This window comes from Bradyrhizobium tropiciagri, from assembly GCF_018130545.1.
In the GTDB taxonomy this organism is placed as follows: domain Bacteria; phylum Pseudomonadota; class Alphaproteobacteria; order Rhizobiales; family Xanthobacteraceae; genus Bradyrhizobium; species Bradyrhizobium tropiciagri_A.
In genome coordinates, this window is record NZ_JAFCKF010000003.1 from 636,352 (window position 1) to 661,051 (window position 24,700).

The 24,700-nt window shown below is 65.7% G+C and carries 19 protein-coding genes; 6 read left to right on the forward strand and 13 right to left on the reverse strand.

All coding sequences use genetic code 11. The annotated features are described in order from the left end of the window. The first annotated feature begins 153 nt into the window (after positions 1 to 153). On the forward strand, positions 154 to 576 hold the full coding sequence (locus JQ616_RS15780; RefSeq protein ID WP_212015693.1) for a CHRD domain-containing protein: 423 nt from the start codon (positions 154 to 156) through the stop codon (positions 574 to 576). A 107-nt stretch (positions 577 to 683) separates the two neighbouring features. Here JQ616_RS15780 and JQ616_RS15785 read toward each other — a convergent pair whose 3' ends face one another. The 6 genes from JQ616_RS15785 to JQ616_RS15810 all read right to left on the reverse strand — a co-directional run bounded on the left by JQ616_RS15785 (position 684) and on the right by JQ616_RS15810 (position 9,107). Then, positions 684 to 1,130: a c-type cytochrome gene (locus JQ616_RS15785; RefSeq protein ID WP_212015695.1), complete on the reverse strand. Its 447-nt coding sequence runs from the start codon at positions 1,128 to 1,130 to the stop codon at positions 684 to 686. Positions 1,131 to 1,234: 104 nt separating this feature from the next. After that, positions 1,235 to 3,544 (reverse strand): xanthine dehydrogenase family protein molybdopterin-binding subunit, encoded by a 2,310-nt coding sequence (locus JQ616_RS15790; RefSeq protein ID WP_212015697.1) that lies wholly within the window; start codon positions 3,542 to 3,544, stop codon positions 1,235 to 1,237. A gap of 128 nt (positions 3,545 to 3,672) precedes the next feature. Continuing rightward, the gene (gene murJ, locus JQ616_RS15795) at positions 3,673 to 5,202 is read right to left on the reverse strand and encodes a murein biosynthesis integral membrane protein MurJ (RefSeq protein ID WP_212015699.1); all 1,530 of its coding nucleotides are present in this window, start codon (positions 5,200 to 5,202) and stop codon (positions 3,673 to 3,675) included. A 42-nt stretch (positions 5,203 to 5,244) separates the two neighbouring features. Then, positions 5,245 to 6,396 carry a DegT/DnrJ/EryC1/StrS family aminotransferase gene (locus tag JQ616_RS15800; protein WP_212015701.1) on the reverse strand — a complete coding sequence of 384 codons (1,152 nt, stop codon included), beginning with the start codon at positions 6,394 to 6,396 and terminating at the stop codon, positions 5,245 to 5,247. A 30-nt stretch (positions 6,397 to 6,426) separates the two neighbouring features. Further along, positions 6,427 to 7,443 carry a Gfo/Idh/MocA family protein gene (locus JQ616_RS15805; RefSeq protein WP_212015703.1) on the reverse strand — a complete coding sequence of 339 codons (1,017 nt, stop codon included), beginning with the start codon at positions 7,441 to 7,443 and terminating at the stop codon, positions 6,427 to 6,429. A 251-nt stretch (positions 7,444 to 7,694) separates the two neighbouring features. Beyond that, positions 7,695 to 9,107, reverse strand: a complete 1,413-nt coding sequence (locus tag JQ616_RS15810; protein WP_212015705.1) for a mannose-1-phosphate guanylyltransferase/mannose-6-phosphate isomerase — start codon at positions 9,105 to 9,107, stop codon at positions 7,695 to 7,697. 346 nt (positions 9,108 to 9,453) lie between these two features. Between JQ616_RS15810 and JQ616_RS15815 the strand changes: the two genes are divergently transcribed. Together JQ616_RS15815 and JQ616_RS15820 are read left to right on the forward strand one after the other, a co-directional pair. Continuing rightward, on the forward strand, positions 9,454 to 10,419 hold the full coding sequence (locus JQ616_RS15815) for a lysylphosphatidylglycerol synthase transmembrane domain-containing protein (protein ID WP_212015707.1): 966 nt from the start codon (positions 9,454 to 9,456) through the stop codon (positions 10,417 to 10,419). A 10-nt stretch (positions 10,420 to 10,429) separates the two neighbouring features. Continuing rightward, entirely contained in the window at positions 10,430 to 11,440 is a 1,011-nt protein-coding gene (locus JQ616_RS15820; RefSeq protein WP_212015709.1) for a glycosyl transferase, read from the forward strand. A gap of 5 nt (positions 11,441 to 11,445) precedes the next feature. Here the strand turns inward: JQ616_RS15820 and JQ616_RS15825 are convergent, their stop codons facing one another. The 6 genes from JQ616_RS15825 to rfaD form a co-directional block, all read right to left on the reverse strand. Next, positions 11,446 to 12,387 carry an NAD-dependent epimerase/dehydratase family protein gene (locus JQ616_RS15825; protein ID WP_212015711.1) on the reverse strand — a complete coding sequence of 314 codons (942 nt, stop codon included), beginning with the start codon at positions 12,385 to 12,387 and terminating at the stop codon, positions 11,446 to 11,448. Beyond that, positions 12,384 to 13,598 carry a glycosyltransferase family 4 protein gene (locus tag JQ616_RS15830; protein WP_212015713.1) on the reverse strand — a complete coding sequence of 405 codons (1,215 nt, stop codon included), beginning with the start codon at positions 13,596 to 13,598 and terminating at the stop codon, positions 12,384 to 12,386. Before JQ616_RS15830 ends, JQ616_RS15825 begins: the two co-directional genes overlap by 4 nt. A 49-nt stretch (positions 13,599 to 13,647) precedes the next feature. Next, positions 13,648 to 15,561, reverse strand: a complete 1,914-nt coding sequence (locus JQ616_RS15835; RefSeq protein WP_212015715.1) for a nucleoside-diphosphate sugar epimerase/dehydratase — start codon at positions 15,559 to 15,561, stop codon at positions 13,648 to 13,650. An 84-nt stretch (positions 15,562 to 15,645) separates the two neighbouring features. Next, on the reverse strand, positions 15,646 to 16,926 hold the full coding sequence (locus tag JQ616_RS15840; protein WP_212015717.1) for an O-antigen ligase family protein: 1,281 nt from the start codon (positions 16,924 to 16,926) through the stop codon (positions 15,646 to 15,648). 8 nt (positions 16,927 to 16,934) lie between these two features. After that, complete coding sequence (gene rfaE1 / locus JQ616_RS15845) at positions 16,935 to 18,407, reverse strand: D-glycero-beta-D-manno-heptose-7-phosphate kinase (RefSeq protein ID WP_212015719.1); 1,473 nt, start codon at positions 18,405 to 18,407, stop codon at positions 16,935 to 16,937. 18 nt (positions 18,408 to 18,425) lie between these two features. Continuing rightward, complete coding sequence (rfaD, locus tag JQ616_RS15850) at positions 18,426 to 19,406, reverse strand: ADP-glyceromanno-heptose 6-epimerase (protein ID WP_212015721.1); 981 nt, start codon at positions 19,404 to 19,406, stop codon at positions 18,426 to 18,428. Between the two features lie 137 nt (positions 19,407 to 19,543). Here rfaD and waaF point away from each other — a divergent pair, with 137 nt between their 5' ends. Beyond that, on the forward strand, positions 19,544 to 20,608 hold the full coding sequence (gene waaF / locus JQ616_RS15855) for a lipopolysaccharide heptosyltransferase II (protein WP_212015723.1): 1,065 nt from the start codon (positions 19,544 to 19,546) through the stop codon (positions 20,606 to 20,608). Here the strand turns inward: waaF and JQ616_RS15860 are convergent. Further along, positions 20,590 to 21,636 carry a glycosyltransferase family 4 protein gene (locus JQ616_RS15860; protein WP_212015725.1) on the reverse strand — a complete coding sequence of 349 codons (1,047 nt, stop codon included), beginning with the start codon at positions 21,634 to 21,636 and terminating at the stop codon, positions 20,590 to 20,592. The genes waaF and JQ616_RS15860 overlap by 19 nt on opposite strands. Before the next feature lie 131 nt (positions 21,637 to 21,767). Between JQ616_RS15860 and galE the strand changes: the two genes are divergently transcribed. Together galE and JQ616_RS15870 are read left to right on the forward strand one after the other, a co-directional pair. Beyond that, complete coding sequence (galE, locus tag JQ616_RS15865; RefSeq protein WP_212015727.1) at positions 21,768 to 22,781, forward strand: UDP-glucose 4-epimerase GalE; 1,014 nt, start codon at positions 21,768 to 21,770, stop codon at positions 22,779 to 22,781. Between the two features lie 107 nt (positions 22,782 to 22,888). After that, positions 22,889 to 24,700 carry an ABC transporter ATP-binding protein gene (locus JQ616_RS15870; protein ID WP_212015729.1) on the forward strand — a complete coding sequence of 604 codons (1,812 nt, stop codon included), beginning with the start codon at positions 22,889 to 22,891 and terminating at the stop codon, positions 24,698 to 24,700.

The following is a 24,700-nucleotide window of genomic DNA, read 5'->3' on the forward strand; positions in this document are numbered from 1 at the left end:
ATTGGTCGCGTCAGCCTATCAACCAGTATGATGACAACCCGTCGTACAAGCTCTCATCAAATTTGCCGCAGCTCACGATCGTTTTGGGAATAAATCGGCAAAGCCGCTGTTGAAGAAGTGCAACCGTCCTGTGACGTCAAAGGGGAGAGAACCATGCCAAACAAGACCTTGCTTGCCACGCTGACACTCGGCGCTGCCGTCGCCCTCGCCGGTCCGGCCTTCGCCGAGAAGCTGCATGCCAAATTGGACGGCAAGTCCGAAGTACCGGCGAATACCAGCGCCGGCACCGGCACTGCCGATATCGACTACGACGCGGCCAGCAAGAAACTCAGCTGGAAGCTGACCTATTCCGGCCTGTCGGGGCCGGCCACCGCCGCGCATTTCCACGGCCCCGCCGAGGCCGGCAAGAATTCCGGTGTCGCGGTCGCGATCCCTAACGCGACGTCGAGCCCGGTCGAAGGCAGCGCCACGCTGACCGACGCGCAGGCCGCCGATCTGCTCGCCGGCAAGTACTATGTCAACGTCCATACCGCAGCCAACCCGGGCGGCGAGATCCGCGGCCAAGTCACAAAGTAACAGATCACGAAATAACGAGCCACGAAGTAAGACTTCAACAAGAAACGGCCGACACAAAAAAGGGCGGACGCCTCGCGGCGTTCGCCCTTTTCATTGACCGACGGCGATCAGCCCTTCTTGAGGCGATAGGTCTCGTGGCAGCCGCCGCACTGCTTGCCGATGACGCCGAGCTCCGCCTTCAGCGTGTCGACATCCTTGATCTTGCCCTTGGAGTCCGCGACGGCCTTGGTAAAGCTGGCGATGTGCTCGCTGAAGCCGGCCTTGTCTTCCCAGATCTTCGGCCCGGCCGAGTAATCGCCATCCGTCTTCAGCCCCTTGGAGCTTTCCGGGAACAGCGTCGGCAGCTTCTTGGCGGTGTCTTCGAACTTCGCCAGCGCGGCGTCGACAGTTGCCTGATCGTAGGGCTTCTCGCCCTTGACCATGGCCCCGAGCGCACCGGCGTTCTTGCCGGTTTCCTTCATCTGGGCCTGAGTCTGCTTGACCTGCTCCTGGTCGGCCACGACCGCACCGGCACTCAACATCAGCATCGCTGCAACGACGACAATCCGCTTCATCGGCAAAACCCCTCAATTCCGCTCTGTCCCGGTCCGCAGGTACGCGGCCGGCCTGGTTTGCAAAACACCGCAGGCGGAATCTTCATTCCGCCTGCGACAATTTATCAGAGATTATGGCGGCGCTGTGCCTCGCGGATCGCGATCCAGACCCGCTCCGGCGTGGCCGGCATGTCGACGTGGTCGATGCCGTATTCGCGATGCAGGCCCTCGACGATCGCGTTGACGACCGCCGGGCACGAGCCGATCGCGCCGGCCTCGCCCGCGCCCTTCACCCCCAGCGGATTGGTGGTGCAGGGCACGTTGTGGGTCTCGAACACGAAGGACGGCCCGTCGGCGGCGCGCGGCATCGCATAGTCCATGAAGGTGCCGGTGACCAGCTGACCGTCGGTCGGGCTGTACACCGCCTGCTCCATCAGCGCCTGCCCGATGCCCTGCATCGCGCCGCCATGGACTTGGCCCGCGAGCATCAGCGGATTGAGCGTGACGCCGAAATCGTCGACGATGACATAGCTGACGATCTTGATGATGCCGGTGGCGGGATCGATCTCGACCTCGGCGAGATGCGTGCCGTTCGGATAGGTGCCGTCGGCGCTGGCGAAGGTCGCGCTCGCATTCATCTTCGACGTATCGCCGCCGGGACGCTTGGCGAGATCAGCAAAGCTGACCGAGCGGTCGGTGCCGGCGATGCGGATGCGGCCGTCAGCGATCTCGAGGTCGCCGGTGCCGGCTTCCAGTGCCTGCGCCGCGAGCTCCTTCAGCTTGTTGCCGAGCTCATGCGTCGCCCGCTGCACGCTGACGCCGCCCGACGGGATCGAGGCCGAGCCGCCGGTGCCGAGCCCGGTTGCGATCTTGTCGGTGTCGCCCTGCAGCACATGGACGCGCTCCGGCGGCACGCCGAACTGCTCGGCGACGATCTGCGCGTAGGCGGTCTGGTGGCCCTGCCCGCTCGACTGCGTGCCGATCAGGATCGAGATGTCGCCATTGGGATCGAGCGCCACATTGGCGGTCTCCTCGCCCATGGTGCCGCAGACCTCGACATAGCTCGCCATGCCGATGCCCCGCACCAGGCCGTCCTTCTTGGCCGCCTTGGCGCGCTTGCCAAACTCCTTCCAATTGGCGATCTCCATCGCGCGCTTCATATGCGCGACGAAATCGCCGGAGTCGTAGACCTTGCCGGTCGCCGTCGTGTAGGGCAGCGACTTCGGCGGGATGAAGTTCTTCCGCCGGATCGCATCCGGCGTCATGCCGAGCTTTCGCGCAGCGGCATCGACCAGCCGCTCGATCACGTAGGCGGCCTCCGGGCGGCCGGCGCCGCGGTAGGCATCGACCGGCACCGTGTTGGTGAACACAGTACGGACGCGGCAATGGAAGGCCTGGATGTCATAGAGGCCCGGCAGCATGCCGGCGCCGCCATGCGGGATATAGGGCGCAAAGGTCGAGAGATAGGCGCCCATGTCGCCCATCAGGTCGACATCCATGCCGAGGAACTTGCCGTCCTCGGCGAGCGCCATCTTCGCGGTGGTGAGATTATCGCGGCCCTGCGCGTCGCCCATGAAATGGTCGGAGCGCTCGGCGGTCCACTTGACGCTCTTCTTGAGCTTGCGCGCCGCGACCGAGATCAGCGCATATTCGCGATAGGGAAACAGCTTGGTGCCAAAGCCGCCGCCGACATCCGGGCAGATCACCCGCATGTTCTCCTTCGGCATCTTCAGGATCATGTCGCAGAGGATCTCGCGCAGGCGATGGCTGCCCTGGCTGCCGATCGTCAGCGTCAGATGATCCTTCTTGGCGTCGTATTCGGCGACCGCGGCGCGCGTCTCCATGAAATTGGTGATGACGCGCGGATTGACGATAGTGATCTCGGCCACCGCATGCGCCTTGGCGAATGCGGCCCCGGCAGCGCCCTTGTCGCCGATCGAGACGTCGAACAGCAGATTGCCGGGCTTGTCCGGCCAGACCTGCGGCGCATCCTTCTTCACCGCATTGACCAACCCTGCCACGGCCGGCAGCGGCGTCCATTTGACGTCGATCGCCTCGATCGCGTCGCGGGCGTGATCGACGGTATCGGCGACCACAAAGGCGACGGCGTCGCCGACATGGCGCACCTCATCCTTGGCGAGGATCGGATAAGGCGGCGCGATGAAGGGATCGGTTTCGAGATTGAACAGGCACGGCAGGCCGCCGAGCTCGGCGACATCGGCCGCGGTCAGGATCAGCGCCACGCCGGGCATGCCACGGGCCTTGCCGGCATCGATCGTGTAGGTCGCGTGCGCATGCGGCGAGCGCAGCATCAGCGCGTGCAATGCGGGAGACGGTGCGACGTCGTCGGTATAGCGGCCCTTGCCGCGAATCAGCGCGTCGTCCTCCTTGCGCCGTACACTTTGTCCGACGCCGAACTTGATAGGAGCTGCCATCGTCTCTCCAATTGCCTTGGTGTGTTTTGCGCATATTGGCGTGGTTGTCCGCGAAGCGCAAACCGCTTTCCGCCGCACGCGGCGCTATCCCGCGGCCGGCTCCTATGCATTTGATTTGACAGGTAAAACTATACGCGCCGCAGGGCGAACAGCCAGCCACGGCCGAACAGCGTGAGGATCAGGAAGGCATAGACGAAGACGCCGACCACGATCAGCAGCAGCAGGATCATCTCGTCGCGGAAGAACCGCATCGGGGCGAACCACACATAAGCGAAATGCGAGGTCAGCCACAGCGCGAGCGCGAGCAGCACGCCACACAGCGCGAAGGTGGCAAACGAGCGGATCAGCACGCGATCGAGCGCGAGATAGCCGCGGCGGACCGCAAACATCAGCACCAGCAAGAGATTGACCCAGGCCCCGACCGCGGTCGCGAGCGCGAGCCCAACCTGCGCCAGCGAGCCGACCAGCGCGATCTTCAGCGCGACATTGACCGCGACGCCGGTCAGCGCCGCCTTGACCGGCGTCGCGGTATCCTTGCGGGCATAGAAGGTCGCAACCGCGCTGCGAATCATCACGAAGGGAATGAGGCCAACCGCATAGGCCGCGAGCGTAGCGCCGGCGCTGGCGGCATCGGCCTTCGAGAACGCGCCGCGGGCAAACATCGCGCGCATGATCGGATCGGCGACCGTCAGGAACGCCGCCACGAACGGCACCGAGAACAGCAGCGTGAAATCGAAAGCGCGGCGCTGCGCGGCCATCGCGCCGGCGTGATCGTCGGCGGTCAGGCGCCGCGACATCTCCGGCAGCAGCACGGTGCCGATCGCGATCCCGATCACCCCGATCGGCAATTGATTGAGGCGGTCAGCATAGTAAAGCGCCGACAGTGCGCCGGCGGGCAGGAAGGTCGCGATGATGGTGTCGGCGAACAGCGCGACCTGGGTTCCCATCGAGCCCAGCGTCGCCGGCCCCAGCGCGCGGAAGAAGGCGCGGACGTCCTCGTCGAGCCTGAGCGGCGCGAACCGCGGCAGGCCACCATGGCGCGCGAGGTCGCCGGCGAGCAGGAAGAATTGCAGGAAGCCCGAGATCAGCACGCCCCAGGCCGCGGCGTGGCCGGCACTCGGGAAGAACGCCGCGAGCGCCAGCGTCATCATCATGGCGAGGTTGAGGAAGATCGGCGCTGCGGCAGCGCTGGCGAAGCGATGCATCACATTGAGCATGCCGCCGTAGAGCGTCACCAGCGTGATCAGGAGCAGATAAGGAAAGGTGATCCGCGTCAGCTCGATCGCGAGCTTGCGCTGCTCGGCATCCTCGGTGAAGCCGGGCGCGAGGATGCTCATCGCCTGCGGCATGAACGCCATCGCCACGATCAGCAGGATCACCTGCGAGGCGAACAGCAGCGTGAAGATGCGGTCGGCGAACAGCCGCGCCGACGCCTCGCCCCGCTCACCATGGACATGGGCGTAGGCCGGCACGAAGGCGGCGTTGAAGGCGCCTTCGGCAAAGATCGCGCGGAAATGATTGGGCAGCCGCAGCGCCACGAAGAAGGCGTCGGCGACCGGTCCGGCACCGAGGATCGCCGCGAGCATGATGTCGCGTGCGAACCCGGTGACCCGCGATAGCAGGGTATAGCCGCCGACGGTGAAGATGCGCCCAAGCATGGCTGCTTCTAGCGCATCATCACCCTAGGTCAAAATGACGTATCAGGCCGAAAGCGCGCCGCGCACAGCCGCGATGACGCGGTCCTGGGCCGCCTCGTCGAGATAGGGGTGCATCGGCAAACTGATGACGTCGTCCGAGAGGCTTTCGCTGGTCGGCAGTCCGCCGTCGGCGACCGGGAAGGTGCCGTAAGCGGTCTGCTGATGCATCGACTTGACGTAGTAGACCGCGGTCGGAACGCCCTGTGCCTGCAGCGCCGCCGCGAAGGCGGCACGATCGGTCCCCTTCGGCAGGCGAATGGTGTATTGCGCCCACACCGAGGTGCAGCCGGTGGCCAGCCGCGGCACGGTCACGAGATTGCCGAGCCCGCGCGCATAGCGCTCCGCGACCTGATTTCGCACCGCGACCTCGTCGTCAAAAATCTTCAGCTTCTCGAGCAGGATCGCCGCCTGCATGGTGTCGAGTCGCCCGGTGAGGCCGAGGCGAACATTGTCGTATTTGTCCGAGCCTTGACCGTGCACGCGGATGCTGCGCAGCGTGTTCGCGAGTTCGTCGTCATTGGTGAAGATGGCGCCGCCATCGCCGAAGCAGCCGAGCGGCTTTGCCGGGAAGAAGCTGGTCGCCGTCGCAAGCCCGAACGTGCCGAGCTTGCGGCCCTTGTAGCTGGCGCCAAAGCCCTGGGCAGCGTCGTCGAGCACGAACAGGCCTTCGGCTTCGGCCACCGCAGCCACCGCATCGTGATCGGCGCTCTGGCCGAACAAATCCACCGGGATGACGGCAACCGGCTTCAGGCCGCGCGTGCGCGCCGTGACGATCCCGCGCTTGAGCGAGTTGACGTCGATATTGAAGGTCTCCTCGTCGACGTCGACGAACACCGGTGTCGCGCCGGTCAGCGCCACCGCCTCGCCGGTCGCACAGAAAGTGAAGGTCGGGCACAGCACGGCGTCGCCCGGCCCGACATTCTTAGCCATCAGCACCATCAGAAGCGCGTCGGTGCCGCTGGCGCAGCTCACCACGTGCTTGGCGCCGCTGTAGTCCGCCAGCGCCTTCTCCAGCGCGAACACTTCCGGCCCATTGACGAACTGGCAATGGTCGAGCACGCGGGCGACCGCGTCATCGACCGATTTGCCGAGCCGCCGGCGCTGCGCGGCAATGTCGATGAAGGGAACGGGCTCTGGACGCATGTGCTGGTTCATGAGGCTCTTCGCGCGAGTTTCAGTTGACAATCAGCCGGCGACGCGGCGCGGCCCCTTGCGGATCGTCGAGGCGGCAGGCCGGGCCGGCGATTCCAGGCAGCGGATCGCGATCTCGAGGCTGGCGACGCCCTCGTCGCCGGACACCGCCGGCAGCTTGCCGCTGCGCACGGCATCGAGGAAGGCGATCAGCTCGGCGCGGAGCGGCTCGTCATGACCGACCGGCAGATGACGCATCGAATAGCTGCCGTCCGGCTTGAAGCCGAAGCATTCGGTGACCTGGCGGGTGAGCAAATCGCCCATCACATATTTGCCGCGGGTCGCGACCGTGACGTTGCGCGCCTTGAACGGCGTCAGCCAGTTGGTGTTGATGTGGGCGAGCACGCCCGACTCGGTACGGAATTGCAGCAGCGCAATGTCCTCGCGTTCCGCGACCGCGCTCGAGAGCTGCGGCTGCACCTCGACGATGTCGGACTCGGTGAACCAGCGGATCAGGTCGATGTCGTGCACCGCAAGGTCGATCACGACGCCGACATTGGACATCCGCGGCGGGAACGGGCCGACCCGGGTGATTCCGATCGACAGGATGTCCTCGCCCGAGATCGCCTGCTTGATCGCGGCGACCGCCGGATTGAAACGCTCGACATGGCCGACCATCAGCGTGACGCCGGCCCGCTCAGCGGCAGCGACGATCTCGCGACCTTCCTCGACCGTGGATGCGACCGGCTTCTCGACCAGGATATGGATGTTGCGCGCGATGCAGGCGAGCGCGATCTCGTGATGCAAATGGGTGGGAGCCGCGATCGTCACCGCATCGATGCCCTCGGCGAACAACTGATCGAGGGTTTCAAAGGCGCGGCAGCCGACCAGGTCGATGGCACGGGTGCGGTGTTCCGGAAGCGGATCGACAATGCCGATCAGCAGGACACCGGGCAGTCCGGCCAGCACGCGGGCATGGTTGCTGCCCATCACGCCTGCGCCGATCACGCCGACGCGCAATGCGCGGCCGATATCGGCCTTCGCGCCGGCTGCGGACACTTTTGCATTCATATCGTAGACCCCAAGTAACGTTCTGGCGGTTGTCCCGGCTCCTCGGGGAGCCACACCGGCTCCGAGGGAATCAGCACCTAGGCCCCTCTTCCCGATCTGCGCCCTTGGCGCAAATCACCCCGCTTCGTTGGCAGCCGCTATAGCACGGCGTCACAAATGTGGCGAATGCCAACAACGAAATCCGGACACGTTTTGATTCAAAGAGTTACATCGCCCCGCGACTCACTTTTGAGCGCGGGAACCCACTCGCCTCAGGTGCGCTGATAGTCGTCCTCGATGCGGATGATGTCGTCCTCGCCGAAATAGCTGCCGGTCTGCACCTCGATCAGCTCGAGCTGAATCTTGCCGGGATTCTCCAGCCGGTGGACCGCGCCGATCGGGATGTAGATCGATTCATTCTCGTGCACCGTCTTGATCAGCTCGTTGACGGTGACCTGCGCCGTGCCGCGCACCACGATCCAGTGCTCGGAGCGGTGATGGTGCTTTTGCAGGGACAGCCGCCCGCCGGGCTTGACGATGATGCGCTTGACCTGGTGGCGATCGCCATTGTCGACCGACTGATAGGAGCCCCAGGGACGATGCACCTTGATGTGGTTCTCGGTCACGCCGGGAGCGGCCACTTTCAATTTCGCGACCAGCCGCTTCAGGCCGTTGGCGTCGTTCTGGCGCGACACCAGCACGGCGTCCTGGGTCGCGACCACGACGAGGTCGTCGACGCCTTCAAGCGCGACCAGCGCACGATCGGTCGAGACGTTGCAATTGCGGGAGTCCTCGAACACCGCCGCGCCGCGCGCCGCATTGCCCTGGCCGTCCTTGTCGGAGAGCTCCCAGACCTGGCGCCACGAGCCGATGTCGGACCAGCCGCACGCCACCGGCACCACCGCGGCATGGGCCGTCTTCTCCATCACGGCATAGTCGATCGAGATCGCCTTCGCCGCGCCGAAAGCCGCGGCGTCAAGCTTGTAGAACCCGAGGTCGCGCGTCGCGGACGCAACCGACTGCTCCACCGAGGCAACGCTGTCCGCACCGACATTGCGATACTCGTCGAGCAGCACGCCGGCGCGGAACATGAAGTTGCCGCTGTTCCAGAGATAACCCGCGTCGATATAGCCGGCCGCGGTTGCGGCATCCGGCTTCTCGACGAATTTCGCCACCGCACGCACCTCGCCGGCAACCACGTTGCCCGGATTGATGTAGCCGTATTCGGTGGCGGGCCGTTCCGGCTTGACGCCGAAGGTCACGATGCGCCCGGCCTCTGCGGCCACCAATCCGCCGCGGCACGCGGCGACGAAGGCCGGCGTGTCCCGCACCAGATGGTCGGCGGCAAGCGCCAGCACGATGGCTTCACTGTCGCGGCTCTGCGCGAACGCCGCCCCCGCCGCGATCGCCGGCCCCGAGTCGCGGCGCATCGGCTCCAGCAGCACATCGGCTTCGCGGCCGATCTCGGCCAGCTGCTCCAGCACCATGAAGCGATAGGCCTCGTTGGTGATCACGATCGGCCGCTCGAACAGGGCGGCATCGGAAACCCGCAGCAGCGTTTCCTGGAAGGTCGAGCGCGCCCCGAACAGCGACAGGAACTGCTTCGGATGAACCTCGCGTGACGCCGGCCACAGCCGCGTGCCCGCGCCGCCACACATGATCAGGGGAATAATTCGTCGATCCATCGATGCCTCAGTCCTGTGTGCAAGGCCTGTCATATCCATCCGCGGACAGACGCCAAATTGGCCCGGCCGCCGTGGCCGGCGGCCCTGTTACCTGGGAAGCATTATCCGGGCAGTCACGCGCCCCCACGCGTCTGGTCGGATTTTACCGGTCTTGTAACCTTCCGGTGAGCGGCTGGCCGCCCCCCGTTCCGGCCTGTTTAGCCATCCCTTCGCGCCTGCCGCAATAGGGACCAGTACGGGTATTGCCAGATCGGTGCGGAAACCATACCAAGGCGGCGAATTTGGGCGCGCGAAAGCGTTTTGCGCTGTTTTTGACACCTCCTGAAACCTGGCAGCGCGAACGGAAATGCGCAGAATCCTGCTTTCGACCGTCAAGATCCTGATCTCGGCTGCGCTGCTGTATTTCTCGCTGCGCAAGGTTAATCTGTACGACCTCGCCTCCCGTATCCAGGTCGAGAGCCTGGGCTGGCTCGGCCTCGCGATTGCGGTCACCTTCCTGCAGATCTTTCTCGGGGTGCTGCGCTGGCGCGAGATCAGCGTGGAGTGCGGCGCGCCGCTGGAGACCGGGCAGGCGATGCGTTACAACGTGATCGGCACCTTCTTCAACCAGACCCTGCCCTCCTCGATCGGCGGCGACGCCGTGCGGCTCTGGCTGGTCGCGCGCGCCGGTGCGGGCTGGCGCGCCGCCACCTATTCGATCTTCGTCGACCGCGCGATCGGACTGATCGCGCTCGCCGTCGTCATTGCCGCGGCCCTGCCCTGGAGCTATCGGCTGATTTCCGATTTCCACGGCTGGACGGCCTTGCTGCTGCTCGACCTCGCCGCACTCGGGGCCGGATTTGGCTTCCTGCTGATCGGCGTGTTGCCGTGGCCCTGGCTCAAGCAGTGGTGGGCGACCCATCACATCCACGCCTGCGCGGTCATCGCCAACCGGGTGCTGTTCAGCCGCGCGCGTGGATTGCGGGTCACGGTCCTCTCGATCGCCATTCACGTGGTGACCGTCGTGATCGGCTGGTGCGTGGTGAAGTCGATCACGGCCCCGGTCACCTTCGGCGAGATCTTCCAGCTGCTGCCGCCCGTGATGCTGATCACCATGATGCCGATCTCGATCGCCGGCTGGGGCGTGCGCGAGGCCACGATGGCGCTGGCCTTCGGCTATGCCGGCTTGATCGCCAATGAGGGCGTCAACATCTCGCTGCTGTTCGGCGCGGTCTCATTCGTGGTCGGCGTGTTTGGCGGTCTGGTGTGGATCGCAAGCCCGGAAAAGGCCGCCAAAGGCGCCGAGCCGATCGAAGTCCCGGGATCGCAATAGCCGGACCACAATGAGCAGTTTCGAGATCCTCCTGTCGTTGATCGCAGCGGTTCTGGCCGCATCGATCTCGGCCATCCTGATCCGGGCGACGCGGCCGCTGCTGCTGCGTGTCGCACTGGCGAAACCAAACGCGCGCTCGTCGCACCGCATTCCAACGCCGCAGGGCGGCGGCATCGCGGTCACCCTTGCCACGCTGCTGGCGGGCGGGATCGTCATCGCGCTCGCCGGATCGCCCGACCTGACGATCCCGGTCATCGTGTTCGCAGCCTGCCTGTTCATCGCCGTGGTGGGCTTTGCCGACGACATCCGCTCGCTGCCGGTCGTCCCGCGGCTGTTGCTGCAGGCAGCCGCCGTCGCGGCCGTGGTGTTGTCGGCACCCGGCGATCTCAGGCTGGTTCCGGCCTTCCCGCTCTGGCTCGAACGCGGCCTGCTGCTGATCGCCGGCCTCTGGTTCGTGAACCTCGTCAACTTCATGGACGGGCTCGATTTGATGACGGCAGCCGAGGCCGTGCCGATCACGGTCGCGGTCGCCCTGCTCGGCTGCTTCGGCCACGTCCCCGCTGCGGCCGCGCTGGTCGCGGCGGCGCTGTGCGGGGCGCTGCTCGGCTTCGCGCCGTTCAACCGGCCGGTCGCAAAGATATTCCTCGGCGATGTCGGCAGCCTGCCGATCGGCCTGCTGCTCGGCTGGTGCCTGCTCGCGCTCGCCTTGCATCAGCAGTTCGCGGCCGCGCTGCTGCTGCCGCTGTATTACTTGGCGGATGCGACGGTCACGCTGTTTCGCCGGATGGCGCGGCGCGAACCGTTCTGGGCCGCGCATCGCTCGCACTTCTATCAGCGTGCGACCGATAACGGCTTCACGGTGTGGCGCGTCGTCGGTGAGGTCTTTGCGCTCAACCTGGTGCTGGCGCTGCTTGCATTCGCTTCGGTCGCGTTCAATTCCCTCGCCGCGGATATCGCGTTTTTGCTGGCCGGCGCACTCGCCGTCACCTGGCAGCTACGGCGGTTCTCACGGCCGCTCTGATCACGTCAAACTTCCGTTTGGCGCAGCGTGCGCTTCAGGCCCTCATCGAGGCTGAGCGGCTGCTGCCAACCGGTGCCCGCGATCTTGGAGAGATCAAGCTCGAGCGAGGCGAACAGGCTGTCATAGGCCTCCTTGCGCCCGCTCACCGTAAGCGACACCTTCAACAGCGGCGGCGGCAACCAGAACAGGCGCGGCGAGGTTTCTGCCGCGCGGGCAAGGCGCTCGACAAACTCCCGCGTCGAGACCTGCTCGCGATCGGCCACCAGAAACACGTCGTAGTCATTCCCCGGATGCGACAACCGGTGCAGGATGAACGACGCTAGGTTCTCCGCCGACAGGAACGCGCGACGATTCTTTACGTAAGCGAGCGGAAGCGGCATGCGATTGATCACCGCGCGCTTGAGCAAGGCGAAATTTCCCTTGGCGCCGGCCCCGTAGATCAGCGGCGGCCTGATCACGGTCACCCTCATGCCACTGCCCGGCACAATTTCCTTCAGGCCGACTTCGGCCGCGGCCTTTGAGTTTCCATAGAGGCCGCGGGGCGTCAGGACATCGTCCTCGCGAAATGGCGGGCGCCCGTAATTGCTGCGCCCGTGCACCAGGATCGTGCTGACGAAAATGAAATCCCGAACGCCCGCTGCCGCCGCCGCACGCGCCAGATGCAGCGTGCCTTCGATATTGACGTTGCGGTAGAGCTCGATCGCCTGCTCGTCCGACTGCTGGTGAACGCGGGCCGCGAGATGAACAACGACGTCGACGCCATCGAGCGCGGCGCGCCAATCGGTGGCTGGACTGAGCGAGCCTATCGCCACGTCGTTGGCGTCTTGCGGCGTGGTTCGCACCGCGCGGCGCACCACCCAGCCATCGCGCGTCAGCGCGGGCACCACATGGCGACCGACAAAGCCGCTGGCACCCGTCACCAGTACCGTCCGGCGACCATTGCTCATGCCGCCCGCTCCACTTCGCGATTGGATAGCAGCTCCGCAACCAGCGCGGCGTAGCTCGCCAGCGCCCGCTCCGGACTGAAGGTCCGCGCGGCCGCGACGGCACGCTCGGCCATCGCTGCGTCCTGCGATCGCGACGCCAGGCGGATGGCGTCGGCGAGTTGATCCGGCCTGCCCGGCGCGACGACCCAGCCCAGCCGGTTTTCGCTGACGGTCAGCGCCGCCTCGGCCTCGGGCTCGGAGACCAGGATGACGGGCCGTCCGGCGGCAAGCAGGTTGTAGAACCGGCTCGGCACCGACACGCCGGCGACATCCTTGCGATAGGGAATCAGCCAGACATCCGCACTGGAGAGCAGCGCATCCAGTTCGCCGTCGGCGACGCGTTCGACCAGCGTGACGTTGGCGAGCTGCGCTGAGGCCTGCATCTCCTTCAATCGTACAAAGCCCATGCCCCACCCCGAGAGCAGGAAATGGATGTCGTTCTCGTTCCGCAACAGCTGCGCTGCGTTGAAGACGATGTCCGGATCGTGGGTGAAGCCCAGATTGCCGGACAGGCCGACGACGAAACGGGCGCCGATCGCCTTGCGAAACGGATTGTCGGGGCTGACAGGACGGTTGCCCGGGGCGAGCGTCGCCCAGTTCGGAATGAACCTGATCTTGTCCTGTGTCATGCCGCCATAGCGCAGCAGCAGCTTCTCGGCGTCGCGGCCGATGACGATGACGATGTTCAAGGCACGGAACATCAGCGCGTTGATCGCGCGCATCGCCCGCGCCACCAGCGAGGCCGGCCGCAGCAGCCCGGCCATCACAAGCACGTCGGGAAACAGGTCGTGCAGGATCAGCGCCGACTTCGCCCCCTTCAACCGTGCCGCGGCGGCAACCGCGTAGGGCAGCGCAAACGGGGCGGTCACCGTCAGCGCGACATCGCCGCGCTTGAGCCGCGACAACAGCGCGAAAAAGATTCTGCCGGTGAACAGCGCCTCGGCCAGCGCACGCTTCACCAGCGCCGCCTTGCCCGGCAGCCAATTCCTGATCTCGACGACCACCGGGCGCCCCGGCGCGGGTGCCCGCGCCGAGCCCGGCATCCCCGAGACCACCATCACATCCGTCTCCTGCGCGATCCGTTCGGCGATCGCGGCCATGATCGCGGCGGTCGTACTGTGGTCCGGCGGATAATGCTGGCTGACGACCACGACTTTTCGGGAATGAGGCATCAATGGCTTTCGAACTGGTCCTGCCCCATCGTCCGCAGGGACGGCGCGGTCAGGCGGCATTCGATCCGAACTCGGGCACGGCATCCTGCAGCACGGCGCGGATGGTCACGCGGTCGTCTCGCTCGATCGCATCCTCCAGCGCCGCGAGCCATTTGCGCAACGTCGACATCGGCGGCTGGTTCGGCTTGGCCGCCATGACGCCGGCGACGCCGATCTCGAGCGTCGGCTCCTGGCTCGCGAACAGGATCTCGTTGAGCCGCTCGCCGGGCCGGATACCGCTGAACACGATCTCGACGTCGACGCCGGGTTGCAGGCCGGACAGGCGGATCATCCGCTCGGCGAGATCGACGATCTTCACCGGTTGGCCCATGTTCAGCACATAGACCGAGACATCGGGCCGCGCCGGCGTCACGGCGTGCGTCGCGGCGGTGATCACGAGATCGCAGGCCTCGCGGATCGTCATGAAGTAACGAACCATGTCCGGATGGGTCACCGTGATCGGGCCGCCGGCCTCGATCTGCGCCTTGAATTTCGGCACCACCGATCCGTTGGAAGCCAGCACGTTGCCGAACCGCACCGAGATCAACCGCATATGCGGCTTGCCCTTGGCCTCGGTCATCAGGTCATGATCCAGCGCCTGGCAGTACATCTCGGCGAAACGCTTGGTCAGGCCCAGCATCGATACCGGCTCGATCGCCTTGTCGGTCGAGATCATCACCATCGCGCTCGCGCCCGCAGCGCGCGCAGCGTCGGCCACGTTCACCGACCCGAAGATGTTGGTCTTGACCCCTTCGCTCCAGTCACGCTCCAGGATCGGCACATGCTTGAGCGCCGCGGCATGGAACACGATGTCCGGCTTGAACTCGCTCATCAGGCGCGTGATGCGTTCGCGATCCCTGATGTCGGCGATCCGCCCTTCGATCTCGGGGCCGGTGTCGCGCGCGGCCAGCGCCTCGGTCACCGCATAAAGCGCCGGCTCCGAGTTCTCGACGACCAGCAGGCGCGCCGCGCCGAAGGTCGCGACCCGCTCGCAGATTTCGGCGCCGATCGAGCCGCCGCCGCCGGTCACGATGACGGACTTGCCCTTCACCAGCGTCTCGAGCCGTGCGTAGTCGATCTTCTGGCTCGGGCGCAGCAGCAGGTCTTCGACCGCGACATTGGTGAGCCGCGGCGCGTCGCCGCCCTCCAGCGACGGCAGCCGGCTGACCATCAGGCCGAGCCGCTTGGCGCGCATCAGCACGCTTTCCGGATGCGCATCCGGCTCGAAGGCCGAGGGCGTCATCACCACGCGCTTGATCGGCCGCTGGCGGTTCTCGAAGTCCCGAATCACGGCCTCGATGTCGTCGACGCCGCCGACCACGGGAATGTTGCGGATCATCTGGCCGCGGTCCGCGACCGACGGCGACAGCACGCCGACCGGCCAGAGCCGCTTGATGGCCCCGTTCTCGATACCGCGCAGCACGACTTCCGCATCGGCGGTGCGTCCGACCAGCAGCGCCGGCGCGGCGTTGTCGGAGCGGGCATGCAGGCGCGTGCGGGAATAGCGGAAATAGCGATAACCGAGCCGCAGCGCGCTCAGCGCGAACACCTCGAGGAAGAAGAACAGGACGATCGTGATCCTGCCGAGGAACACCGGACTGTGCGAGTTCGCTCCCTTGAAGAAGTAGACGTAGTCCAGCACGACCAGTGCCAGAGTCAGCACCGCCGCGACCCGCAGGATGTTCACCGCGTCCGGCAGCGAGGTGAAACGCCATTTCGCCGTGGTCAGATTGGAGAAATAGCTGACGACGATGCTGAACAGCACGAACCAAGGCAGAATGCGCAGCAAATGCGGCAGTCGATCGGTCAGGAGGCTGCCTTCGAAACGCAGATAGAAGCTCGCCAGCAACGCAAACGTCGTCGCCAGAGCGTCATGCGCCAGGATCAGGAAGTTGCGCAGGGTAAATTGTGAAAGACGCGTCATCTAATGGACGGGTTGCCGGCAACTGGGAATTCGCGATGGGACATTGGCTGGCTGATAGCTTATCTGCAGGGCCCTTGCCAGCGATCATGGACGGATCGGAGGCCCGGGTTCCATATCGGTCCCGGATCGCCCCTTCAACGCCATGCCGCCGGCAACCCCGACGCCCAGCACATACATCCAGCCTTCGTGGAAGTCGAAGATGTGGGAATTAAACAACGAACTTGAAATATTCTGCACCACGACGAGAAGTCCGATCCAGTTGACGAGACCGTCGCCGCGGAACAGCAACAGGTGCAGTAGCCACATCGCATACAGGATCGCTACACCCACAATGCCCCACTGCACGGCGACGTTCAACGTCTGATTGTGAGGGTTGCCGATCACTTCGCCCGAGGCCTGGGTCACACCGCCGGTCGCGACGCGCTCGAACAGTCCCCGCGTCGCTCCGGTGCCGTGGCCGATGACCGGCGCCTCGGCGAAGAATCCGAGCGACTTTCGCCAGAATTCGAGCCGCAGACCGAGCGAGGTCGGCTCGTTGCGCTCCATGTAGAGCTTGTAGTCGCGCTGGAACGACTCGGCCGTCCAGCGCAATTGCGGCGATGCGTGCCACGCCACCATGGCCGCCGCGGCGGCCGCGCAAAGGATCACGACGATGCTGCGCCAACGCAGATGGAGCAGCGCGAACACCGCGAACATAATCGGAACCGTCACGATCGCAGTCCGCGACACCACCACCAGCGCCATGTTGGCGAACAGGCTGAGCGCGACCGCGATCAACAGGATGGCCGGCAGGACGCGCTTGGCCCGCAGCAGCATCACGATCGGATAGGCCAGCCCGACCGCGCACAGCGTGAATTCCTGGCTCTGGTCGATGTAGTTCTTGACGAAGACGCCCTGCTCGCCCGGAGCTGGCGCCCTCAGCGCGAGGTGCGGATAGGCAAGCACCAGCCAGGACATCAGCATCAACAGCGTGCAGGACACGACGAAGGCCACGAACACCCAGTTGCCGCGGGTCGAGCGCTGGAAATGATAGAGCAGGACCGGAAGCACCAGGAGCTTCGCGGTCGGCCCGACCGCATACAATCTCGCTCCCCAGGCGGCATCGGACCAGAGTGTGCCAACGAGCGCGAGGCAGAACAGCGCGATCGGCGCCACGCAGACCGGCCGCTGCAGCAGCGACCAGAACGCCTTCAGATCGACCGTCGGCGCGATCGCGATCAAGAGCACCACGCCGAAGATGCCGACCAGCGAGGTCGACCACGGCAGCGACAGCGCAATGAGCACCGCGACCACGTCGGTCGTGGCCTGCCAGCGCACCGGATCGCGCCAGGCCGGGCACGCCGCGGCGCCTGCCGGGGATGCCACGCTCGCGCTCACGTCTTGCCCTCACGGGCGCGGGCCACCAGCGACGTCGTGCTGTGGCCGGGCAGGATCTCGATCAACACCACCTCGCCGCCGGCGGCCTCGACGATCTCGTGGCCAACCACCTGCTCGCGGGTATAGTCGCCACCCTTGACCAGCACGCTCGGCCGCACCTTCGTGATCAGGTTGATCGGCGTGTCCTCCTCGAAGATGGCGACGAGGTCGACGGCCTCCAGCCCCGCCAGCACCTCGGCGCGGGCACGCTCGTTCTGCACCGGACGGCCCTCGCCCTTCAACCGCTTCACCGAGGCGTCGCTGTTCAAGCCGACGATGAGGCGATCGCAGGCGCCGCGCGCGGCGGTCAGCACCTTGACGTGGCCGGGATGCAGGATGTCGAAGCAGCCATTGGTGAAGCCGATGCGTAGGTCCTGCCTCCGCCATTCCGCAAGATGCGCATCGATATCACCGCCGGCCGGAACGATCTTCTCCTCGGCCACCAGCGAAGCATGCGGCAGGATCCGTCGCCGCAATTCATCGGACTTGACGATCGCGGTGCCGGTCTTGCCGACTGCGACCGCGGCGGCGGCGCTCGCGATCCGCAACGCGGCTTCCCAATCGGCACCGCCCGCCAGCGCCAGTGCCAGCGCCGCGGCAACGGTATCGCCAGCCCCGGAGACGTCACGCACCTTGACCGGCAGCGCCGGCACATGGATCGAGCCACCGTCCCGCGTCACCAGCGTCATGCCGCGCTCGCCCTGCGTCACCAGCATCGCTTCGCAATCGGCGAGGACCATCGCATCGGGCGCGGCCTGTGCGATGCTGTCCTGGCTGTCGGCGCGGCTGCGGGTCGCCTCGGCGAATTCCTTGCGATTCGGCGTCAGCACGGTCGCGCCGCGATAGATCGCCAGATTGGCGCTCTTGGGATCGACGATCACGCGCTTGCTGGCCTGGCGCGCGGCATCGATCACGTTGCGGATCACGCGCGCGGTGAGCACGCCCTTGGCGTAGTCGGACAGCAGCACGATGTCGGCGCGCACAAGACGCGGCAGGATGGCGTCGATCAGCTGCTGCTCGATCGCGGGCGCGGCCGGCGCGGCGAGCTCCCAATCGGAACGCAGCATATGCGTCGAGAACTGTTCGGAGACGAAGCGCACCTTGCGCGTGGTCGGACGCGCGGCGTCGCGCACCAGCACGGCTTCGATGCCGGCCTGCTTCGCCAGCGCCTCTGATAGCACCGTGCCGGCGGCATCCTCGCCGATCAGGCCGACGAAGATGCAGCGGCCTCCGAGGGAAGCGATATTGCGCGCGACGTTGCCGGCGCCGCCGATATTGATCTCGCTGCGCCTGACCGCGATCACCGGCGCCGGCGCTTCCGGCGAGATCCGCGACACTTCGCCATAGACGAACTCGTCGAGCATGAGATCGCCGACGCAGAGCACGGTCTGGCCCGACATGGCATGCGAGATCGTTTCAAAATCGAACATCAGCCACCGTCATCCGCTCTAGCGATAGCGATCGGCACGATCGAGGAAGCCTTTGACATAGGCCCCGACCGCGTCTTCCAACCGCGTGAAACCGCCATTGTATCCGGCGCGCGCGAGGCGATCGACAAGGCTCTCGGTGAAGTACTGGTAACTGCCGCGAATCTGCTCGGGCATGTCGACATACTGGATGTTCGGCTCTAGCTCGAGCGCGCCATAGGCCGAGACGATCAGGTCCTTGAAGCTGCGCGCCTTGCCGGTGCCGACATTGAACAGGCCGGAGACCCGCGGCGTCGCGATCAACCACATCATCACCCGCACGACGTCATCGACATAGATGAAGTCGCGGCGCTGGTCGCCATCGGCGATGCCCTCGCGATGCGATTTGAACAGCTGCACGACGCGGCCCGCCCTGATGTCGTCGAAGCGGCGCGCCAGCACGCTCATCATCGAGCCCTTGTGATATTCGTTGGGGCCGAACACGTTGAAGAATTTCAGCCCTGCCCATTGCGGCGGCAGCGGCTCGCCTTTCGCCGCACGCTCGGCGACGGCGAGATCGAACAGGTTCTTGCTCCAGCCGTACAGGTTCATCGGCCGCAGTCGCTTGAGCGCCTCGACCGAGCCATCGTCGTCGAACCCCCGCTCCCCGTCGCCGTAGGTCGCGGCCGAAGAGGCATAGATCAGCGGGGTTGCGGTCGCGGTGCACCAGTCGAGGAGACGTAGCGGCGTCCTGAAATTGGCTTCCATGACCGCATCGCCATCAGTCGCGGTGGTCGACGAGATCGCGCCGAGATGGAGGATGGCATCCAGCCGACGGCCCTGCAGCCAGGCGATCAGCTCGCCCGGCGGCACAAAATCGGCGATCTGGCGCTTCGCCAGGTTCCGCCACTTGCCGTCGTCCCCAAGAATGTCACAGACCGCAACGTCGCTGCGCCCGGCGTCATTCAACGCGGCCACGACGTTCGACCCGATAAAACCGGCGCCCCCGGTTACCAGAAACATGATGAAATCCCGCCAGATTCCTTTGCCAGCCGCCAGCTTTGCCCCAGTCCCGCGCCACAGGCAACGACGGCTTTACCTCTCATCGCGAACCGGTTACCGACTTGGCCGCCCCCGGTCCGGCTTTGGCCCATTTAGAAATGAATATTGATTCAATATCTGATATCGAAACACAGGATACCGAGGATACCAGACCTATCCTCGTCGTGCCCTATGTTTGGATCGGGGATTTCGTGCGCGGTCACACCGTGGTCAGGGTGCTGCGCAAGCGCTGGCCCAACCGGCCGGTCGACCTGCTGACCACCCGCCAATGCGCACCGCTGGTCGACTACATGCCCGGGGTCCGGGCCGGGATCGTGTCCGACCTGCCGCGCAGCCAGCTGGCCCTCGGCCGGCAACGCACGCTCGCCGCCGAGCTTCGCAAGCGGAACTATGCTACCGCGCTGGTGCTGCCGCGCACCTGGAAGGCGGCGATCGCACCGGCGCTGGCAGGGATCCCCGAGCGGGTCGGCTTCTTCGGCGAGGCCCGGTTCGGCCTGATCAACGCGATGCGCTGGGGCGAAAAGCAGCAGCCGCGCTTCATCGACAAGAACGCCATCCTGGCGCTGCCTCACGGCTCCGCCCGCCCACCGGAATGGCCGGTGCCGCAGCTTCGGGTTCCCGCAGACGAGATCGGGCGCTGGCGGCAGGCCAACGGCCTCGGCAGCGGTCCGGCCATCGCGCTCGGCCCCGGCTCGGTCGGCGTCTCGAAGCGCTGGACCTATTACCCGGAGGCCGCACGGCTGTTCGCCGAACGCGGTTTCGACGTCTGGGTGGTCGGCGGGCCTGGCGAGAAGGCGATGGCGGAGGAGATCGCGGCTAAAGGCGGCCCGCGGGTCCGCGATCTCACCGGCACCGATTTGCGCAACGGCGCGCTGGCGATGGCCGCGGCCAGCGTCGCCATCACCAATGACTCCGGGCTGATGCACATCGCGGCCGCGATCGGCACACCGACCATGGGCATCTTCGGCCCAACCGATCCCTATCTCTGGGCGCCCCTCAACGGCCTCGCCGCGACGGTGCGGCAGACCAAAAGCAAGCTGCCGTGCCAGCCGTGCCAGCGCACGGTCTGCACCATGAACGACCATCGCTGCATGCGCGACATCGCCCCCGAAGAGGTCGTGGAGATCGCACAGCGCGTGCTGGCTCAGATCAGCGTGCGATAGACCGCAGCGATCGCGTTCGCTTCCGCATCGAGGCTGAACTTATCCACAACTCGTTGCCGTGCCCGCCCCCCCAATGAAGCGGCCGATGCCGGATCGCGCATCAACGGCTCGAGCGCCGCCGCCAGCGCGTCGGCGTCGCCGGGCGGGATCAACAGGCCGGTCGTGCCATCCTCGACGACGAATTCGGCAGCACCCGCACGCGCGGCCACCAGCGCCACACCTGCCGACATCGCCTCGATCAAGGTCAGGCCAAAACCTTCATTGCGTGAGGTGAAGGCATAGATCGTCAGCCGCTGATACCAGCGCACGACCTCCTCGATCGGCAATTCACCCGTGATAACGATGCGCGATTGCAGCCCGGCGGCCTCGATCTTGCGCTTCAGCTCGTTGGCAAAGGCCAGTTGCTCCGGCACCACGGCGCCGACGATGATCGCGGTGAAATCGGGATAGCGCGGCAGCAGCCGGCACATTGCTTCGACAAAGACATCGCTGCCCTTCTGCGCGCGCACCCGCCCGAAGCAGCCGATCGCATAGCGTCCCGGCAATCCGCTATCGGCGAAGGCCGCGGCGCGATCGGCCGGCGGCGTATAACGATCGGTGTCGACGCCGTGCATCACGACCGTCGCCTCGCGCTTCAGGTACGAGGCCGACAGCGGGCTGGTGGCGATGATCGCATCCATGTTGCGGATCAGCCAGCGCGTCAGCCAGGTGTGATGGCGCTGCGCCGCTGACGTGAACAGCAGTTTCAGCGGCCAGCCGAGCGCGCGCAGCACGAGGCCTGCAATCATCTCGTCATTGCGCCGCGCGTGCCAGATCACGGGCCGCGCGCGCCGCCACAGCCGCATCAGATCGGCAAATCCCATCGCGTCGATGCCATCGGGGCGATGCGAGCCGAGCCAGCCTGCGCGAAACATCTTGGCAAGCTTCGGCGCGACCATGCGGTTGGTCGCGGTGACACCGGAATAACGTCGGTGCAGGTTGGGCACGATGAGCTCAAGCTCGCCGGCTTCTGTGTTCTCGATCGGCACGCAAGTCTCCGTTTCGTGCCAGTTCCTATACGCAACATTAAGCATAGTGGCCAGTTCGGCCGCGGCGAAACCCCCTCTTCACCGCACTCCCGCTAGCATCGACAGTTAAAGATATCGGGAGAGCTCTATCCATGACGGTGCTCGTGACCGGCGGTGCCGGCTATATCGGAAGTCACATGGTTCATGCGCTGGTCGATGCCGGCGAGAGCGTCGTCGTGATCGACAATCTCTCCACCGGCTTCTCCGCGTTCCTGCCCGAAGGTGTTCCGCTGTTCATCGGCGATGCCGGCGACGAGAACCTCGTCGAGGGCGTGATCGCGCAGCACGGCATCGACAGCATCATCCATTTCGCCGGCTCCGTGGTGGTGCCGGATTCGATGCGCGACCCGCTCGGCTATTATCGCAACAACACCATGACGACGCGCAGCCTGCTCAATGCGGCGGTGAAGGGCGGCGTCAACCGCTTCATCTTCTCCTCGACCGCAGCGGTCTACGGTAATCCGGACCAGGTGCCGGTGCCGGAGATCGCGCCGACGCGTCCGCTGTCACCCTATGGCTCATCGAAGTTGATGACCGAGATCATGCTGCACGATGTCGCCTCGGCCCACGGCATGAGCTACGTCGTGCTACGCTATTTCAACGTCGCCGGTGCCGACCCGAAGGGTCGTGTCGGCCTGTCCACCATCGGCGCCACCCATCTGCTCAAGATCGCGGTCGAGGCCGCGACCGGCCAGCGCGCCAAGATCGACGTGTTCGGCACCGACTATCCGACCCAGGACGGCAGCTGCGTGCGCGACTTCATCCATGTCAGCGACCTGGTCGAGGCGCATCGTTCGGCGCTGTCCTATCTGCGCGGCGGCGGGCAATCGGTGACGATGAATTGCGGCTACGGCCGCGGCTATTCCGTGCTCGAAACCATCGAGGCGGTGCGCCGGGTCTCGATGCGCAATTTCGCGGTCGCCTACGCCGGACGCCGGCCCGGCGACATCATGACCATGGTGGCCGATACGACGCGGATCCGCTCGGCTCTCGACTGGACCCCGCGGTATGATGATCTCGAGACCATCGCGAGCCACGCGCTGGCCTGGGAGGAGAAGCTGTTCCGGGAGCGGGGCGGCGCCGCGCGACAGGCAGAATCGGCCTAAAAATCAAGCCGTTATCAAGCCGTTATTGGGCTTGAAAAAGCCCCGCCAAGCGGGCAAGGAGGACCGCAACCTGACGGCCGGCGCTGCCCGCCGTCAATGGAACGCGGATGGCTCAGTTTCCAAAGAAAATTACCGACGATCCCTATGGCGCGGCGATCCTGATTCGCCGCCTGGTCACGGAACAGGGGATCACCTACTGGCGGCGCTATCTGACGGCGTTCGCCCTGATGGCTGTTGCGGCCGGTTCGACGGCCGGCGCCACCTACGTGCTCGGCCAGGTCATCAACCAGGCCTATGTCGACAAGAACATCCCCGGCATCGCGATGTTCGCCGGCATCACGGTCATCCTGCTCTTCATCAAGGGTGTGGCGACCTACGGCCACATGGTGATCTTGTCGAAGATCAGCAACGCCATCCTTGCGTGGAACCAGCGGCAATTGTTCGCCAAGCTGATGAACGAAAGCATCGGCTTCTTCTCACAGCGGCATTCGTCGGAGTTCCTGGCGCGGCTCACGGCCGGCGCGAAATCGATCACCGACGTGCTCAACATGCTGGTCAATGCGATCGGCCGCGACTTCCTGATGCTGATCAGCATGGTCGCCGTCATGGTCTGGCAGGATCCGCTGATGTCGTTCATCGGGCTCGTCGCGGTGCCGCCGGCGATGCTGGTGCTGCGCAAGCTGGTGAAGCGGATCAAGGGCCTCGCCTATAACCAGTTCACCGGCACCGCCGACATCATGGAGACGATGCAGGAATCGCTGCAGGGCATCCGCACCGTGAAGGCGTTCACGCTGGAAGATGCCATGCAGCAGCGGATCGACGAGAACATCGCGATCGTCGAGCGCAATGCCAACAAGATGGCGCATGTCGCCAACCGCTCCAACCCGCTGATGGAGATGCTCGGCGGCTTCGCGGTCGCCGGCTGCCTGCTCTATGGCGGCTACAGCGTGGTGGCGCTCGGCTCGACGCCCGGCCAGTTCTTCACCTTCCTCACCGCCTTCCTGATGGCGACCGAGCCGGCCAAGCGGCTGGCGCGGCTCAATATCGATCTCAACAGCCAGCTGGTCGGCGCGCGCATGCTGCTCGAAGTCGTCGACAGCCCGGCGAGCGAGCAGGCCGACGACGACAAACCGGCGCTGAAACTGTCCGACGCACGGATCGAGCTGCGCGATGTCAGCTTCGCCTACCGACCGAGCGAGCCGGTGCTGAACCACATGAGCTTCACGGCCGAGCCCGGCAAGGTCACCGCGCTGGTTGGCCCCTCCGGCGGCGGCAAGTCGACCGTGCTCGCCCTCCTGCTGCGCTTCTACGAGACGCGCGAGGGCGAGATCCTGATCGATGGACAGTCGATCCTGTCGGTCTCGCGCAAGTCGCTGCGCCGGCAGACCGCCTATGTCGGCCAGGACGTCTATCTGTTCCGCGACACCATCCGCTCCAACATCGCGTTCGGCAAGCAGGGCGCCACCGAGGCCGAGATCGTCGACGCCGCCAAGGCGGCCTGCGCGCACGATTTCATCATGAGCTTCCCGCTCGGCTACGACACGCCGGTCGGCGAGCACGGCACGCAGCTGTCCGGCGGCCAGCGCCAGCGCATCGCGGTCGCCCGCGCGCTGATCAAGAACGCGCCGATCATCCTGCTCGACGAGGCCACTGCCGCACTCGACTCGGAGTCCGAGAAGCAGGTGCAGGAGGCGATCGAGCATCTCTGCCAGGGCCGCACCACGATCGTGATCGCGCACCGCCTGCACACCATCATGCATGCCGATGCGATCCTGGTGGTCGAGGGTGGCACGATCGTCGAGCGCGGGCGACATGAGGAGCTGCTGCGCCGCGGCGGCCGCTACGCCTCGTTCTTCCGTCTGCAGCACCATCACGATCCGTCGCCGCTGGCGCTGGCGCCGATCAGCGCCACCGGCTAG